The 15,258-nt window shown below is 39.1% G+C and carries 18 protein-coding genes; 9 read left to right on the top strand and 9 right to left on the bottom strand.

All coding sequences use genetic code 11. The features are described 5' to 3' along the window. Positions 1-36: 36 nt before the first annotated feature. Entirely contained in the window at positions 37-570 is a 534-nt protein-coding gene (locus tag ABJG98_RS16750) for a CopD family protein (protein WP_348280696.1), read from the bottom strand. A 77-nt stretch (positions 571-647) separates the two neighbouring features. Between ABJG98_RS16750 and ABJG98_RS16745 the strand changes: the two genes are divergently transcribed. The 5 genes from ABJG98_RS16745 (at position 648) to ABJG98_RS16725 (ending at position 6,580) form a co-directional block, all read left to right on the top strand. Beyond that, a complete protein-coding gene (locus tag ABJG98_RS16745) occupies positions 648-1,328 on the top strand; it encodes a Crp/Fnr family transcriptional regulator (RefSeq protein ID WP_348280695.1) in 681 nt (226 codons plus the stop codon). Between the two features lie 101 nt (positions 1,329-1,429). Continuing rightward, the gene (locus ABJG98_RS16740) at positions 1,430-2,275 is read left to right on the top strand and encodes a hypothetical protein (RefSeq protein WP_348280694.1); all 846 of its coding nucleotides are present in this window, start codon (positions 1,430-1,432) and stop codon (positions 2,273-2,275) included. Next, entirely contained in the window at positions 2,272-3,519 is a 1,248-nt protein-coding gene (locus tag ABJG98_RS16735; RefSeq protein WP_348280693.1) for a hypothetical protein, read from the top strand. Before ABJG98_RS16740 ends, ABJG98_RS16735 begins: the two co-directional genes overlap by 4 nt. Positions 3,520-3,596: 77 nt before the next feature. Next, positions 3,597-3,932, top strand: a complete 336-nt coding sequence (locus ABJG98_RS16730; RefSeq protein WP_348280692.1) for a PadR family transcriptional regulator — start codon at positions 3,597-3,599, stop codon at positions 3,930-3,932. After that, positions 3,929-6,580 carry an ABC transporter permease gene (locus tag ABJG98_RS16725; protein WP_348280691.1) on the top strand — a complete coding sequence of 884 codons (2,652 nt, stop codon included), beginning with the start codon at positions 3,929-3,931 and terminating at the stop codon, positions 6,578-6,580. The genes ABJG98_RS16730 and ABJG98_RS16725 overlap by 4 nt, the downstream gene beginning before the upstream one ends. A gap of 20 nt (positions 6,581-6,600) precedes the next feature. On the opposite strand, the gene ABJG98_RS16720 is transcribed toward ABJG98_RS16725, so the two are convergent. From ABJG98_RS16720 to ABJG98_RS16700, 5 genes are read right to left on the bottom strand one after another with little or no spacing between them, the layout of a single operon-like run. Next, on the bottom strand, positions 6,601-7,239 hold the full coding sequence (locus tag ABJG98_RS16720) for a TIGR04282 family arsenosugar biosynthesis glycosyltransferase (RefSeq protein ID WP_348280690.1): 639 nt from the start codon (positions 7,237-7,239) through the stop codon (positions 6,601-6,603). Between the two features lie 16 nt (positions 7,240-7,255). Continuing rightward, the gene (locus ABJG98_RS16715; RefSeq protein ID WP_348280689.1) at positions 7,256-7,747 is read right to left on the bottom strand and encodes a rhodanese-like domain-containing protein; all 492 of its coding nucleotides are present in this window, start codon (positions 7,745-7,747) and stop codon (positions 7,256-7,258) included. After that, the gene (locus ABJG98_RS16710) at positions 7,744-9,039 is read right to left on the bottom strand and encodes a glycosyltransferase 87 family protein (protein ID WP_348280688.1); all 1,296 of its coding nucleotides are present in this window, start codon (positions 9,037-9,039) and stop codon (positions 7,744-7,746) included. Before ABJG98_RS16710 ends, ABJG98_RS16715 begins: the two co-directional genes overlap by 4 nt. A 27-nt stretch (positions 9,040-9,066) precedes the next feature. Further along, on the bottom strand, positions 9,067-10,527 hold the full coding sequence (locus ABJG98_RS16705; RefSeq protein ID WP_348280687.1) for a cellulose synthase family protein: 1,461 nt from the start codon (positions 10,525-10,527) through the stop codon (positions 9,067-9,069). A gap of 2 nt (positions 10,528-10,529) precedes the next feature. After that, complete coding sequence (locus tag ABJG98_RS16700; RefSeq protein WP_348280686.1) at positions 10,530-11,222, bottom strand: glycosyltransferase family 2 protein; 693 nt, start codon at positions 11,220-11,222, stop codon at positions 10,530-10,532. Between the two features lie 100 nt (positions 11,223-11,322). On the opposite strand from ABJG98_RS16700, the gene ABJG98_RS16695 reads away from it, so the two are divergent. After that, positions 11,323-12,102 carry a DnaJ domain-containing protein gene (locus ABJG98_RS16695; RefSeq protein ID WP_348280685.1) on the top strand — a complete coding sequence of 260 codons (780 nt, stop codon included), beginning with the start codon at positions 11,323-11,325 and terminating at the stop codon, positions 12,100-12,102. A gap of 6 nt (positions 12,103-12,108) precedes the next feature. On the opposite strand, the gene ABJG98_RS16690 is transcribed toward ABJG98_RS16695, so the two are convergent. Beyond that, positions 12,109-12,552, bottom strand: a complete 444-nt coding sequence (locus tag ABJG98_RS16690) for a hypothetical protein (protein WP_348280684.1) — start codon at positions 12,550-12,552, stop codon at positions 12,109-12,111. 57 nt (positions 12,553-12,609) lie between these two features. Further along, positions 12,610-13,410: a helix-turn-helix transcriptional regulator gene (locus ABJG98_RS16685; RefSeq protein WP_348280683.1), complete on the bottom strand. Its 801-nt coding sequence runs from the start codon at positions 13,408-13,410 to the stop codon at positions 12,610-12,612. A 124-nt stretch (positions 13,411-13,534) separates the two neighbouring features. On the opposite strand from ABJG98_RS16685, the gene ABJG98_RS16680 reads away from it, so the two are divergent. The 3 genes from ABJG98_RS16680 to ABJG98_RS16670 are packed head-to-tail and all read left to right on the top strand — an operon-like array spanning position 13,535 to position 14,934. Then, positions 13,535-13,954 (top strand): nuclear transport factor 2 family protein, encoded by a 420-nt coding sequence (locus tag ABJG98_RS16680; RefSeq protein WP_348280682.1) that lies wholly within the window; start codon positions 13,535-13,537, stop codon positions 13,952-13,954. 27 nt (positions 13,955-13,981) lie between these two features. Continuing rightward, the gene (locus ABJG98_RS16675) at positions 13,982-14,419 is read left to right on the top strand and encodes a MarR family transcriptional regulator (protein ID WP_348280681.1); all 438 of its coding nucleotides are present in this window, start codon (positions 13,982-13,984) and stop codon (positions 14,417-14,419) included. Positions 14,420-14,454: 35 nt separating this feature from the next. Then, the gene (locus tag ABJG98_RS16670) at positions 14,455-14,934 is read left to right on the top strand and encodes a DOMON domain-containing protein (RefSeq protein WP_348280680.1); all 480 of its coding nucleotides are present in this window, start codon (positions 14,455-14,457) and stop codon (positions 14,932-14,934) included. Here ABJG98_RS16670 and ABJG98_RS16665 read toward each other — a convergent pair. Beyond that, positions 14,931-15,251, bottom strand: a complete 321-nt coding sequence (locus tag ABJG98_RS16665) for a TfoX/Sxy family protein (protein ID WP_348280679.1) — start codon at positions 15,249-15,251, stop codon at positions 14,931-14,933. The two genes, ABJG98_RS16670 and ABJG98_RS16665, sit on opposite strands and share 4 nt — an antisense overlap. Positions 15,252-15,258 lie beyond the last annotated feature (7 nt).

Below are 15,258 nucleotides of genomic sequence, written 5' to 3'. Positions count from 1 at the left end.
TGCCGCCAATAATCACGTTCAGCGGAGTAGTAATTATCACATTTTTCTAAATTTTTTATAAAGTTTTGTAGCGATCATAAGGATCACGGCAAAGCTAACAAGTCCGATGGTTCCCCATATCCAACTCAGTTCATTCTTTAATACGATTAGAAAAACAATCGCAAAAAGAAGGACTGTTGCCACTTCATTGAACACGCGAAGTTGGATAGAAGAATATTGAGCCTTTCCTTTTTGAAGCTGTCGGAAAATCTTATGACAGCCCACATGATAGAGAAGGAGCAAAACAACAAAACCTAGCTTTATGTGCATAAAAGGCATTTTAAGCCATGATGGCTGGCTTATTAGGAGGGACGTTCCTATCGCGATTGTTATAACCGCCGAGGGCCAGGTGATGATGTACCAAAGTTTCTTACTCATTACAGCAAGTTGGCTTGAAAGAATGGTCCGCTCTGGCTCAGTTTTTTCCAACGCTTCAGTATGATAAATAAAAAGTCTTACGATATAAAACAATCCGGCAAACCAGGTAATTACGAATATGATATGTAGAGCTTTCAGATATAAATAATCCATGAAGGAGCTTTTTAGTTATAATTGTTGTTAACCGTGGTTGTTTGCAAATTTGCATTAAATCCATACATCCTAAGATCATGAGCGAAGAAAGAAATTTATGGTACTTTGAAGACACAGATCTCTTCGAAGTATTATGTCCCAAAAAGACTCCTTATTTAGAAGAGAGACACTTGCCTGGAGTATATAAGAAAGATGACTTTATCTATTTCAAAGATCAGTCCTCCGAGAATATTTATATGGTCTCCAGTGGTCGAGTGAAAATTGGAACGTACGGTCCGGATGGCAAAGAGATTGTAAAAGCAATCCTTACACGCGGTGAAATATTTGGTGAGCTAGCTCTGGCAGGTGAAGAAAAACGCCAGGATTTTGCTCAAGCTATGGACAATGATACGCATGTATGCTCTATGACGATTGAGGATCTTCAAAACCTAATGGTGGATAATAAAGATCTTAATTTGAAAATATTGAAGATCGTTGGGTTTCGTTTGAGAAAAACTGAGCGAAAGATTGAATCACTGGTTTTTAAAGATGCTCGTACGCGCATCGTAGACTTTCTGAGAGAGATGGCAGAAGAGAAAGGACAGAAAGTAGGATTTGAAATGATGATAAAAAATCACCTCACTCACAAGGATATCGCCTCGCTGACTGGCACATCCAGACAGACAGTGACTACTGTAATGAATGAACTGAGAGAAAAGAACCTAATCAATTTTGACAGACGGAGAATTTTGATTCGAGATTTGGATAAACTGGCCTGATTTATCACGAGGAGTTAATCAATTTATCACAAAATCTAAATTGTCTCTTGATTGACCGTCATTTGATGATTGATCTGCGTTCTTTGATGAAAATGAAAAACATGAGGATCGTAGTATTTACCATATTTGTTTCAGCTTTTTTCTTAAGCTCAGCACAAAACAATCTCCAGAACTACACACCATCTATTCTCTTTGGAAAAGGTGACTGGGAGATTAAAAGTTTTCAAAATTTATATACCCAAACAAAATCGTTTGATGGGAGTGGAGGAAAAGTAGACAATGGAAGGAGGGAAAACTATTTCACTTCCATTAATCAATTCCTCTTTGGACTAAACGATAAGATCAATGTTGGGGCAGATGTATGGATAAAAAATGTAAACACGAGTGATGATCAAGGATCACGGACAGCTGTAGTTGGATTTGGACCGAAAATAAAGATTGCCCCCTTCAATGATTTGAAAAAGCTTTCTATTCAGTCTACATTTCTTTTTCCACTTGCAGAAGATTTAGAAAATCAAACATCGTCAGACGCCTTTCTGCATCCGGATGGCAGCCTGTGGCTGAATCAAATCTTTTATGACCTTCCATTATCTGAAAAAACGCAACTATTCTTCCAGCAAGCATTTTGGTATAATCTGACACGCGATTCCTTTCGCGAAAACAATTACCTCCAAACGCAAACCAGTATATTCTTTAGCTACTTTCCGAATACAAGATGGACCATATATGGGATGTCGGAATATTTCCCAACTCATTACAATGATCAGCGTCAAACAGGAGAAGCATTTTTCTCTTACTTCGTGCAATCTGGTATTGGAACTAAATATCAGCTGATACCCAACTTCATCGAACTCGAGTTTCTCTATACCAACTTTTGGTTAGGTAGTGAAGGAGCAGGAGCAGGAGAAACCATAAATTTGGGTATCCGAGTGATTCGCCAGAAGTGAAAAAAAATCTATTGATCATATGCACCTTATGCCTAGCCGTCCAGTGTTTTTCACAGGAAATTGTTGCAATAAACTATGAAGGATTAAATAAAACAAAGACAGTATTTGTCGATCAATTTCTCTCTTTCAGGATTGGTGATAGACTAGATTCCGTAAAACTCGAAGCTACCCGTCAGCAACTGGTAAATCTGGAAATGTTTTCAGATGTACAATTTAGTATCAGTAATGTTGGAAGCGGTGTTGAAGTGACTTTTGTATTTCAAGAGCTATTCACGCTCTTGCCGATCTTTAGTTTTGGAGGAATAGAGGAAAATTTTTGGATTCAGATAGGAGCATCAGAAGCAAATCTTGCAGGGAAGGGAAATAAGCTTACTTCTTACTATCAATACTATGATCGTAGCTCTTTTGCCGCGCATCTAACTTTTGATCGCATCAAGCAATCCAATTGGGGAGTCAATGTAAACCTGATCAAATGGTCTACCCTAGAGCCACTTTTCTTTGGTGGACAAACTGTAGAGTACGAGTATGATAATTACACGTTTGGCGCCGACGTGATACGGCATTTTAATTTTAAAGATCGGGTGGAAATTGGCGGTGCATTTTTCACCGAAGATTATCGAAAATTCACCAACGGAAGTTTTGAAGGAGCTCCTGAAAAAGTCAGCAAGAAGAAACTTCTAGGCAAGGCAACATTTGTCTGGAATAGAGTCAACTATTTTTTCTTTTATCAAGAGGGATTGCACAATCAGCTAAACATTCAAACTGTGCAATCTCTGAATGATGATCCGGCATTTTACATTGTCTTCAATGATCTAAAAAAATTTTGGAGAAGTGGCGACAAGGGAAACTTCGCTACCCGATTGCGTTTGGGCCTAAGTTCCAATGAGGTAAGCCCATTTGCACCATTCGTGCTAGACAGCTACCTCAACATTCGTGGCGTAGGAAATAGAGTGGATCGTGGCACAGGGGCTATCATTTTTAATGCAGAATATCGTCATTCTTTTATCCACTTAGAAAAAGTAGCTGTACAAGGTGTTTTGTTCTCTGATTCCGGATCTTGGAGAAATCCTGGAGGAGATTTTTCTGATTTTGCTGAAAAGAGTAACGCCGTAATTTTTGCCGGCGGAGGATTGAGATTCATTCACAAAAGAATCTATAATGCCATTCTAAGAATAGATTATGGAGTTAATCTACAAGAGCCATCAATTAGTGGATTTGTGCTTGGTATAGGCCAGTATTTCTAAAAAAAAGTAAAGATTTTGTAACCAAAATTTACTTTTCGGGTATAATACTTACATTTACGAAATTAATATTTCAAAAAATGAAGGGAACCAATCTTGGAGAGTTTGAAGAGCTGGTATTGTTGACAGTTGGCATCTTGTATGACAATGCCTACAGTGTTGCTATTCAGCGTGAATTAAATAAGCAAACTGATCGTAAGGTTAGCATAAGTTCGGTTCATGCTGCGGTCTATCGTCTGGAGGAAAAGGGACTATTGAAATCCAGAATGGGTGAAATGTCGAGTGAACGAGGAGGTAAACGAAAACGCCTGTTTAGCATTTCCCATGCAGGAAAGGTTGCGCTAGAAACGGCAAATGAGCTCCGAAATAGAATGAGAAATCAAATACCAAAAATCGCGTTTGAGAATCTGGGATGAGTCCAAAACAACCACCGAAACTTCCTTTGAGAATCTTTCAATTTTATTGCTCAGATGAGCGATTGGAAGAGCTGGAGGGCGATCTCCATGAAGTTTATGCCGAGTTTGTACAGGATCGAGGCGTAAGATTTGCTAATCTCTTCTATTGGTGGCTGGTTATCAGAAGCTTTAGATCATATGCACTTAAAAGGACTAAAATGAAAAACAACAGGGTTAACACGTCACTTACTTTTTTAAGACACAATCTGGTTATCGCCTGGCGGAACCTGCTTAAAAACAAAACTACGGCTGCAATTAATATACTTGGTTTAGCCATTGGTGTAGGCGCTTTTCTTGCTATTCTTAGCATTGTAAGGTTTGAACTCAGCTTCAACACCGAGATTCCCGAGAAAGAAAATATCCATCGAATCTTTACATCATTTACGGGCTCTTTTACACAGACCAACAAGGGAGTAGCAACTCCAATTGGACCCTATGTAAAGGAGAATTTTTCAGGCGTAGATGCTGTTGCCTATTTTTATACATATTCTGCTGCTGTGGAAGTAGAAGGTGATGAAGGAAAGAAGGATTTTGAGCGACAGAGTAATTTATTATTGGCAGGTAACACCTATTTCCAATTGGTGGGTCAATATAAGTGGCTGGCGGGCAATGCTGAAAATGCATTGACTGAGCCAAACAAAGTGGTCTTGACCAGTGATCAGGCGTTAAAATATTTCGGGAACGAAGATTGGCTGGACATGATCAATCGAACGATTGTTTATCAAGACTCACTTAAAGTTTCAGTTTCTGGGATTGTCAGACAGCCGGATTATAATACAGATTTTGATTTCACTGATTTCATTTCTTACGCTACCATTGAAAATTCATGGCTAAAGGATCGATTTAGTGATGATTGGGGCAGTACCAACAGCTCTTCGCAGCTGTGGATTAAAACTTCTGACAAGGTAAATAGGGCAGATATTTTGCTTCAGTTGGAAGCACTGGATGAGCATGTAGCTGAGCAAACTGAGGATGCTGATTGGATTCAAAGTTATCAACTGCAACCGTTATCAGCTGTTCATTTCAGCCCGGATATCGGAATATTTGACAATGGCAGGAATCCTGCTCACGCACCTACTCTAACCATTTTGGGTATTGTCGCCCTGGCTATTTTATTAATCGCCATTTTTAACTTCGTAAATCTGGAAACAGCACAATCCACTACAAAATCTAAAGAAGTTGGTGTACGGAAAGTACTGGGAAGTCCTAAAAGACATCTGGTTGGTAGATTCTTGACTGAGAGTGTTCTCATTTCTTTTTTTGCAGTTTTGTTGGCGATTCCTATCGCTCATTATGGATTTGTCTTCTTTGAAGAATTTATCCCAGCGGGTGTCGCTCTGGAATATGATAGTCCAATATTTTGGATGGTTATTATAGGCCTTACCTTGATCGTTGGAGTGATTGCAGGTATCTATCCTTCTTGGGTTATATCTTCATTTCGACCCATTAAAGCCTTAAGTCCAGGAGCAAGTTCAAACAATCCGGGAGGTTCATTTATTAGAAAAACACTCATTCTTTTTCAATTTTTGTTCTCTCAACTGCTTATTGTGGGAACAATTGCGATTGCATGGCAGATTTCCTTTATGCTGGATAAAGATCTGGGATTCAAAGAAGATGGTATTATCTACTTCTATACCCCATATTATGAGCAATACAGTAAGTCTGAATTGATCAAAAATTATTTGAATGAAATGCCTGAAGTAATGGAGTATGCACTTCAAAATACACCTCCGGCACAAAGAGGTTACTCCACATCAACGGTAAAGTATCAATCAGAAAAGGGTGAGGTAGTAACCAGCGCACACAATAAATCTGGGGATACGACTTACTTGCGATTTTATGATATTAAGCTCCTGGCAGGGCGAAATCTACTCCCAAATGATACACTCACTGAGCTTTTGATTAATGAAACATTCATGAAAGATCTTGGTTTTGATGACCCTAGAGAAGCTTTAGGAGCCTCCTTCGATTTCAATTCGGATGATCATACAGTTGTTGGGGTCATTAAGGACTTTCACTTTAGATCTTTGCATCATCCGATCGAACCGATGCTTTATCGGTATCAGGAAAATTCAAGATGTTTTGCGCTGAAAGTAGAAGGCGGACACCTAGAGCAAACCATTGATAAGCTGACAGACAAGTGGACGGAAATCTATCCAGACTATCCATTGACGGTATACTTCATGGATGAAACGATTGAGCAATTTTATAAAACAGAACGTCAAGCCTCAAAGCTGGCCTCAACTGCGACAGGCATAGCAATTCTGATTTCATGTCTTGGACTATTTGGCCTGATTTCATTTACTATCGTTCAAAAGTCCAAAGAACTGGGGATAAGAAAAGTGCTGGGAGCATCCATTCTCCAAATAGGAACTATCCTAAGCAAAGAGTTCATCTTATTGATAGTGATAGCGTTCCTGGTTTCAACACCGATCTCTTATTACATCATTAGTAAATGGATGGAGGACTTTGCCTATCAAACCAATATTTCATGGTGGATATACGCCCTGGGAGGATGTGTATCAGTTATCATAGCACTTGCTTCTATTGGAGCCAAAGTGTGGAAAGCTTCGGGTGCCAATCCGATTGAGTCTTTGAGATATGAATGAATGATGAGGGAGAGGATTTATTACACTTCTCCCTCATCATCTTCTGCTGCATCCGCTCCTAGATTTTCCCAGTCCATATCTGTTTCTTTCAAATCATCAACGGTATCGATATCATTGAGAGTAGGCAATTGATGTACAGATAGTTCAAGCTCCTCAGCTTCGGCAAGGAGCTCTTTCAAAACAGAATCAGTACTGTAAACTTTGTCTTGAAAAAGTTGAGGAAGGTATTCTTTCATGCCGAGCAAGTAATATCCACCGTCTTTAGCTGGCCCTACCACAACATCATTCTCCTCAAGCATTTCAAAAGCGGATAGGATAATCTTGGAATTCAAATCATAGCAGTCGCTTCCGATGATTACTACCTTATTGTATGAGTCAAAAGCTTCATCAAAGGCGTTGGACATTTTCTCCCCAAGTGAAAATCCTTTTTGGGAGGTGAGCTTGTAATCACCATTGTCCCAGATGTCTTCGATTTCTACATATTCTGAATAGTAGACTGCTTTATCTACTTCAATTTTTTTGGTGATTTTGTGTGTATGATGCACCAATTCCTGATACACATCCAAAGCCTTATCTATTCCGATATCAGCAGCCAAACGGGTCTTGACCATACCTGGAATCAGGTTTTTCACAAAGATCATTAATAAACTGTCACTCATTCTATTCTATACTTTTTTAATAAACTTTTATTCCTTTTACCAGCCATTTACCCCACGACTTATTGTACGTATGCACACTGTCAGTTGGGATATTTTTATGGCTTACTACATCGTAGCCTTCATTCTTCCAGCTGAAAATTCCTCCATAAAGATTCTTCACGTTGGTGTATCCAGCCTTCTTTAGTTTCTCTCCAACCCGCTCGCTACGGTATCCTACAGAGCAGTAAACGATCACTTCCTTATCCTTAGGAATGTCCTTAACTTGAAAAATTTCAAATTCATCATAATTTATAAACCGTGCGCCACGGATGTGACTTACGTCAAATTCTTCCCTTGCACGTGTATCTAAAATAACCACCTCAGACATCCGAGGTTTCAAAGAATCCGCTTTAATAAGAGGGACTGTTTTTCGATACAGACTTTCAAGCTTTTCATCGAATGATTTTTGCCCACACGATGTGAGCGTAGATACCAAAAGCAAGATGACCGGCGGTATGAGTTTTTTCATTTTTTCTTCGATCTCATTTCTACCAGCAAAACTAAGCCAGTAAAGACATATTCGATAACAATAATGAACACCGGAAGTTCAAATCCGCTGCGCATGTATCCTAGGTAAGTCAGGAAGATTAAAAATGACCAGATCAGTGGATACCAATAACCTGATAATAAGCCAAGTGCTATCAGCGGAATAATGTACCATGGGTGTACAGTAGTAGCGAATACGAGATAAATAGTTAGGATGAATAATAATGTCTTAGAAATGGACCAATTTTTTCGAACCCCAACGGCCGAAACGACAAGGATTGAAACGATTGAGAAAACAGATAGAAGGGGACCTATCAAAGCAATGTTATTATAACCGTAAATCCAGTAGCCGATAGCGCGGGCTATAAAATAAGTGCTGGCGTTGAACTCAAAAGATCTGAAGTAAAGATCGAGACTTTCACTCATGGCACTGATGAATGTCTCATTGAGTAATGGAAGTAGCGTGATGAGACCAATGATCCCAGCTAGGATAGAGATGACCCACTTCCTTTCTTTTAATCCTTTTAAGAAAAGGAATGGCAGGTAAATCAGAGGTAATAATTTAGTTCCTATAGCGAGCCCAAACCCAGCCGCGGAAAACCATTTTTTATTTTTCTCATAATAGTAAATACCAGCCAACACAAAGAAGATCACAAGACCTTCGAAATGAAGATTGCCTGTGAATTCTAGGATAACGAGTGGGTTTAACCAATACCAATAGGCCAGGTTTGGCGATTTGTCATAATGGATAAGTAATCGTCTGAGAAAGAAAAACGATCCTACATCAGCACCATACAGGATTAGACGAATAGTGTTTGCAGAAACCAACCAATCGCCTTGACCTACAGTGACGCTTACCCAAAAAATGAACTGGTTAAGCGGTGGATAAATGGTAAAATAATTCCGTGAATTGAGGCGCTCGTAAAGCTCATGATTAATGCCTTCAATGTGCTGATTTAAATATGTTCCAGGTAATTCTTCGAATGGATGGATGCCGTTTTTGAGCAAGGTCCCGTCCCAGATAAAACGATACAGATCATCAGATAAGAGTGGTAAGCTTAGAAAAAGTAGTATTCTTATTATTAAACCAGTATTGAAAAGTAGCCGTAAGTTTTCTTGTTTTTGGAGAAGAAATAGGTAGCCTAAAAATGCACTGCAATATGCCAGTAATAGTGCAAGAGTTTCGTGTCGTTCAATCCAATTACCTATAGAGAAAATGGCAAGTATATATACAGCCAGAAAGGTGTAGTAACCTGTTTTGTGCTGATTAGGCATTTTTAGTGGTTCTATTTATAAGCTGCTTTAGCTTGGATATTTCATTGGTTTCACTGACAAGATAAAAACGTATGCAAAACCTATGGCCAACATTCCGTGGAAAAGCATTAATCCATAATCTTCCAGCTTAAAGCCAGAAAAAATTCCATAAATGAAATAGATGGACAACAAACCTTCCATGAATGTGACTGGAGTTAGGACTTGGCTCAGGTACTGATTGCCTTTCCAGGAATCTCCTTTTGATTGCACATTGAACTTAGGTGTTCGAACAAAAGGGGTTTTTATGCCTAAATATCCTTCCACTACTGCAATGGAATTGTGCAACGCCATACCCATAGAAAAGGCTAGAAATATTGGAAAGTTTTTAATAAAATATCTAAAAGTATACTCAGGATGCGTGGCTTTAGCGGCCACCCAATAGAAAAAGCCCATTGCCAGAAAGCCTATAATGAAAATGCTACCTAAGTCGAAAACAAGCGCCAAATCAGGATTATATTCCTTGATATAAAGCATTGGAATGCTTAGAACTGCAGCGATCAATAGTAGTAGAAAGACAGAGCTATTTAACAAGTGAAAAATGGCTCTGATTTTATGGTTCCATCCGATATTGGAAGTCAGCACTTTCCCCAAAGTTTTTCTTGCGGTTTCAGCCGCACCCTTATTCCAACGATATTGCTGTGATTTTACTGCAGGAATCAAGACGGGAAGCTCAGCAGGTGATTCTATTTCTTCGCGGTAGACAAATTTCCAGCCTTTGAGCTGTGCTCGATAGCTCAGATCTAGATCTTCGGTGATCGTATCGTATTGCCAACCTCCGGCATCTTTGATACATACTTTACGCCATACACCAGCGGTACCATTAAAGTTGATGAAACTGCCTGCATGCTCTCTTCCTTTTTGCTCTACGGTGAAGTGTGCATCAAGCCAAAATGCCTGAATTTTGGTAAGAGAACCATAATCTGTGTTCAGATGGCTCCATTTGGTTTGTACCATCCCTACCTTTTCATTTCTGAACTTTGGAAGCGTACGAATTAAAAACTCTGGATTAGGAACAAAATCGGCATCAAAAATGGCAATAAACTCTCCTTTTGCTCGCTCCATTCCATACGCAAGAGCTCCGGCTTTGTAACCTACCCGATCCGGTCTGCGCATCTGCTGAATATTCCACCTATTGGCGGCATATTCATTTACTTTCTTCTCAATGATCTGAACTGTTTCATCGTTGGAATCGTCGAGAATTTGTATTTCCAACTTATCCTTGGGGTATTGAATTTTTATAACGGCATCAATGAGTCGCTCTACCACATATCGCTCGTTGTAAACAGGAAGCTGAATCGTAACGAGCGGATATTCAAAAAGCTCTTCTGAAGTTTCCTCTATCTGTTTTTTGGCTTTCAGGTAATGCCAGGTAAGATTGAACTGACCTAAGCTAAAAAGGCAAATGATCAACAATGTGACCCCATATAGTACGATGACTAACCATTCCACCTTTATAGATATTTAAAGATTGTGTATAAGATTTTATAACCCGCTCCCAGTGTTCCTTTAATTGTGCCACTCACTTTTGAAACACCAATTCTTTGTCTGTAATTCACCGGAATATCTCTTGTACGCAAATTTAGCTTAGCTGCCTTTAATTGCATCTCTACAGTCCATCCATACGTGCGATCTTTCATGCCAATTGTCATGAGGCTTCCATACCGGACAGCTCTAAATGGACCCAAGTCGGTGTATTTCTTCCTATAAAACAACCTAATAAGGGTTGTCGCCAGCCAGTTACCAAAGATCTGTTGGGGTGTCATACTTCCTTTTTCAGTCTTTCCCAGCGACCGGGAGCCTATAACTAAATCAACTTCATTATCGATAATTGGTTTTACCAGATCAATTAATTGTTCCGGATAATCAGAGTGATCTCCATCTAGAAAAACAACGATATCTGGGAGAGAGTTAGATTGAGCGATGTGCTCCATGCCTTTGAGGCAAGCATTTCCATAGCCACGTGTAGGTTCTTTGAGAGTGGTGGCTCCTCTTGATTGTGCTTGAGCAAATGTGTCATCTGTTGAGCCATTATCTACTACAATGACTTCAGATACCCACTCTTTGGGAATTTCATCGATGACAAGACCAACTGCGTTTTGCTCATTGAACGCAGGAATAATGACACGAATATCGGGCTTGCTCAAAGGGCGCTTCTTTAATGAGGCGCAAAGGTAGGTTTATCCAGCCATTAAAAATGACTTTGCTGTGACACAAGCCACTGCTTCTGTGTATAGTTTTAGGGCAATGAATCACTATGTAGCTCTTGAAATTCAATCATCTGCTCCGCAGGGTCAAATAAAAGCAGCCTATCGCAAGCAGGTCAAGCGATTTCATCCAGATATCAATCCTGATCCCGCTGCTGCATCCAGGATGATATTAATTAATGAGGCTTATGAAGTATTGTCGGATTCTACAACAAGAAATCTTTATAATCTATTCCTTTCTGGAGTTCCGGTAAAGACCGTACTAAAGGAAACGACACCTGAGCAAAGATATCGTGCCGAGTACATCAGGAACAGGATACGAAAGCAGCGGACCAAAATGGAACAGCAGTTTCGTTATAAGCAGCGATTTTACCGCTATTTAAGGTTTGCAAACATGTTTTTCTTTGGCTTGGCACTGGTGCTCACATTTGACTACTATTATTCATTTAATGAGCACACATACTCAACAGATCAGGTGATACTCGGAAGGTATGAGACATATATTCTTGGCAAGAATGGAACAAAAATTTCGACCGACCGATCTTTTTATAGAGACTATATGTCTAGCTCTGCTCCGAATGTAGTTATCAGGTATACCTCGATTTTAGAACTTCCCCAAAAAGTTAGAGCGATTAATGATGAAACAGAATATTTTATTCATGGCACCATCTATTCATTCAGAAATGCATTTTCTATCATCATTTTTATTTTTTCATTGGTGGTGATTGGAAATAAGCGATACACGGACTTTCGTCTGAGTTGTGGGCTACTATCTTCAATGTGTTTCCTCTACATTGTTCTCATGCTGGCTTCAATCTAAATACTGCTATTCCATTCTCACAAAAACAAAACCCATGGCTTTCTCACCTGCTGAGATCACAACAGTCATCTTATTTCCTTCAAGTGAATATTCAATTTTCTTCGGAAAATCATGCTGAGGATTTTCACTGACAAAGCCATTTTTAGAAATTGAAGTGATTTTAAAATAAGTGGGCTCAGGATTACTTTTTACATCAGCCACATAGTAAAAATCAGAATCTTTCTCAACTATCCAAAGCTTCTCTACAAAGGTGGTATCATTCCCTTTCAGCGATACTCCCAAGCCTTCAAACCCTTGATCTATCTTTTTCCAAACTTCATAAGCAGTAGTGCCTGGATTTACATTCTGTCGCTCCCAAGTAACTTCTAACCACTTAAAATCTTTCATAGATTGGCCAATAGCCAACTGAAATGCAAACAGACTAACGAATATAAGTATTGGCTTTTTCATGTTTTTAATGACAATGATAGGAAGCAGAATCCTGTCGGTATTGTAAAAATCCGACACCTACTTTTTTAAGAAAAAATTGGCCAGGTTCACATCGTCAAAACCGTAATTGGATGGCTCTTCTCCGGTAAATTCTTTAAAATTTTTGATGAAATGCGATTGGTCAAAGAAGCCAGATTGCAAAGCTGTTCTAATCCATGAATCCTTTTGCTCTTTCATTACCTCGAAGATGTAATTGAATCTGATGATGCGGCAGTAAAACTTAGGTGAGAGTCCAATCACTTTTTTGAAGAGGCGCTCCAGTTGACGTGTGCTTAATTGCACGTCTTCTGCCATTTGATCGATATCAATCATGCCATGCGATGCAAAAATGCTTTCTACGCAATGTTTAACTTTTGATTGTGGTTGTAAGTTTTGCAATTGACCCTCAAGCCAATTTTCCGCTAGTTGAACTCGCTGATTGATTGAAATATCATGCTGTTTAAGTGTACGAAGATCATAAACCTTACCATGCAGGGTTTCATCCAGCGCTACTACCCGATCTGTATAATCCGCTACATCCTTTTGAAATAATTCATAAAATGCGGTTGGATGGAGTTTAATGCCAATTATTCCAGACCGTCCGGTATTCTCCAAAAAGAAGAACTTGCTGATCTGACTTGAAAAGAGCATAGAAGCTTGTGGCTCCCACCGGCCTGAAAGGTTAATGCGGTAAGATTCACCGTAGTGTATTATGATCTCGCTGAAACCATCAGGAATGATTTTCTGAGCCTGAATAGTAGGATCTTCATTTTCGAATATCCAATACTCTTTTACCAGTTTTTTGAGCGAATCAGTTGGCGCAAAACTTTCATAATGCATGCTGTAAACTAGGAATTTTTGTGGTGTGTAGGTGATAGATCAATTAAAAATCCTTGACAGAAGTAAACATTTCATTGTGTTTATACGTAATGTTGATATATCAATAATTAATAAATCAATTCAAATGATTAAATCTATCTTTTTCTTTTTAGGAATGAGTCTGTTTGCAGTAGCTGCAGCACAGACAGAAAATGAACTTAAGAAAGTCGTATCTAGCTATGCAAGAGCCGGAGATAAGCAAGATGTGGCTGTTTTGAAATCTTTGCTTCATGATCAGCATAGATTGGTGTGGCATGATGGGACAAAAGCACCATTTATTTTGGATAAAACAGCCTATATCTCAAAAATAGAAACGAAAGAGTGGGGTGGGGATGAACGGAAAATTACGATTGAAGCAGTCGAAAATTTTGATGGTGTCAACGCGACAGTAAAGGTGGTGTTTGATGGCAAGAAATCTCAGATGAGATCCATTTTTTCATTAATCAAAGTAGAAGGAGAATGGAAAATAATAGAAGAACTTGTGAATGCAACGTTTAAAGGTTGATGCCTAACTTGTAAAAAATTAATGGCAATGAGTGAAATTGATAAGCCGATAAATGAAGTCTATTTCTTTTGGATGGATCGAACCATGAAAGCATGGAAAAAAGCCTCCAATAAGTTGTTCAGAGATCTTGGTATCAATATCACATCCGATCAATGGATCATATTGAAAAGACTCAGCGAAGACTCAGGATTGACTCAGCGCGAACTTGCAAAATCTATATCCAAAGATCCGGCATCAGTTACAAGAATTCTTGATCTTCTGGAGAAAGAAAAGCTTATAGAGCGAGTAAAAGCCGATAGACGATCATTCACAATCAATTTAACCACAGCTGGAGAAGACCTGGTGAAAAAGGTACTGCCAGAAGCAGTTAAATACCGTGAAAAAGGAACTGAAGGAGTATCAGCGGATGAGTTGAAAATTTTTCGCAACGTATTGGATAAAATAAGGGACAATTTCAGTTCATAATTTTTTACCCAGTAAATGATATATCAATAATTGATATGAAATATTTAATTCTATTTTCATTAATGTTTATGGTTCCTTCAACAAAAAAATTGGAGACTGAAGGTTTTGTGTTGGAATGGACTCACGCTACTGAGCATATTCAAATAAGTATCTCGGCCCCATCTACTGGATGGGTTGCCGTGGGCTTTACCACTGGGTCGAGCATTGTTAATACGAACCTCATTCAGGGGCATGTTTCAGATGGAGAAGTTTTCATTCAAGATCAATTTGTTACCGACTTGGGAGAGCATCCACCAGTAGAAGCGTTGGCAGTAGCAGCTCGCATTTTTGACTTGTGTGGGGAGGAGAGAAATGGAACAACCACTTTGAAATTCAGCATCTACAAAACCAAAGTGGACAACCTCCATTGCGACCTTGCCGAGGGGAACACCATCAATGTTTGGCTTGCCTATAGTCTATCAGACGATTTTGACCATCATTCGAGAAAGAGAATACTTCGACGGATTATACTTTAGCTATTTAGAGCAATCGATTTTTTCACCCAGTCTATCAATTCGTCAGATTGAAAAATGTTTTCTGGTACAGAATAATAGGGCATTTTACCATGTTTGGAGCTACCTATTTTCAAATACTCCTGTTCAAGATCGCCAGTTGCCTTAAGCGCAATTTTTCCCTTTGAATCGACCATGCCAAACATTTGACCTTCATGGAAAAAACCATGACCTCCAAACATCTTTTTGGAAGTAACGCCCTGAATTAAACTTAGTTTTTCAAGAAATAGCTCAGCGGTAAGTTGAGCTTCATTGGAATGTTTATCACCTTTCTGTCCCATAGTGTTT

Origin of the sequence: Ekhidna sp. (assembly GCF_039960695.1) — a bacterium.
Lineage (GTDB): Bacteria > Bacteroidota > Bacteroidia > Cytophagales > Cyclobacteriaceae > Ekhidna.
This window is presented reverse-complemented; position numbering and strand designations above follow the sequence as displayed.

What these genes read in the sequence shown, in the direction of transcription:
- ABJG98_RS16665 (WP_348280679.1), bottom strand. Translation starts at nt 15,251, where the DNA reads ATGGGACAGAAAGGTGATAAACATTCCAATGAAGCTCAACTTACCGCT.
- ABJG98_RS16750 (WP_348280696.1), bottom strand. Translation starts at nt 570, where the DNA reads ATGGATTATTTATATCTGAAAGCTCTACATATCATATTCGTAATTACC.
- ABJG98_RS16710 (WP_348280688.1), bottom strand. Translation starts at nt 9,039, where the DNA reads ATGCCTAATCAGCACAAAACAGGTTACTACACCTTTCTGGCTGTATAT.
- ABJG98_RS16745 (WP_348280695.1), top strand. Translation starts at nt 648, where the DNA reads ATGAGCGAAGAAAGAAATTTATGGTACTTTGAAGACACAGATCTCTTC.
- ABJG98_RS16690 (WP_348280684.1), bottom strand. Translation starts at nt 12,552, where the DNA reads ATGAAAAAGCCAATACTTATATTCGTTAGTCTGTTTGCATTTCAGTTG.
- ABJG98_RS16715 (WP_348280689.1), bottom strand. Translation starts at nt 7,747, where the DNA reads ATGAAAAAACTCATACCGCCGGTCATCTTGCTTTTGGTATCTACGCTC.
- ABJG98_RS16675 (WP_348280681.1), top strand. Translation starts at nt 13,982, where the DNA reads ATGAGTGAAATTGATAAGCCGATAAATGAAGTCTATTTCTTTTGGATG.
- ABJG98_RS16740 (WP_348280694.1), top strand. Translation starts at nt 1,430, where the DNA reads ATGAGGATCGTAGTATTTACCATATTTGTTTCAGCTTTTTTCTTAAGC.
- ABJG98_RS16695 (WP_348280685.1), top strand. Translation starts at nt 11,323, where the DNA reads ATGAATCACTATGTAGCTCTTGAAATTCAATCATCTGCTCCGCAGGGT.
- ABJG98_RS16720 (WP_348280690.1), bottom strand. Translation starts at nt 7,239, where the DNA reads ATGAGTGACAGTTTATTAATGATCTTTGTGAAAAACCTGATTCCAGGT.
- ABJG98_RS16670 (WP_348280680.1), top strand. Translation starts at nt 14,455, where the DNA reads ATGAAATATTTAATTCTATTTTCATTAATGTTTATGGTTCCTTCAACA.
- ABJG98_RS16685 (WP_348280683.1), bottom strand. Translation starts at nt 13,410, where the DNA reads ATGCATTATGAAAGTTTTGCGCCAACTGATTCGCTCAAAAAACTGGTA.
- ABJG98_RS16725 (WP_348280691.1), top strand. Translation starts at nt 3,929, where the DNA reads ATGAGTCCAAAACAACCACCGAAACTTCCTTTGAGAATCTTTCAATTT.
- ABJG98_RS16730 (WP_348280692.1), top strand. Translation starts at nt 3,597, where the DNA reads ATGAAGGGAACCAATCTTGGAGAGTTTGAAGAGCTGGTATTGTTGACA.
- ABJG98_RS16680 (WP_348280682.1), top strand. Translation starts at nt 13,535, where the DNA reads ATGATTAAATCTATCTTTTTCTTTTTAGGAATGAGTCTGTTTGCAGTA.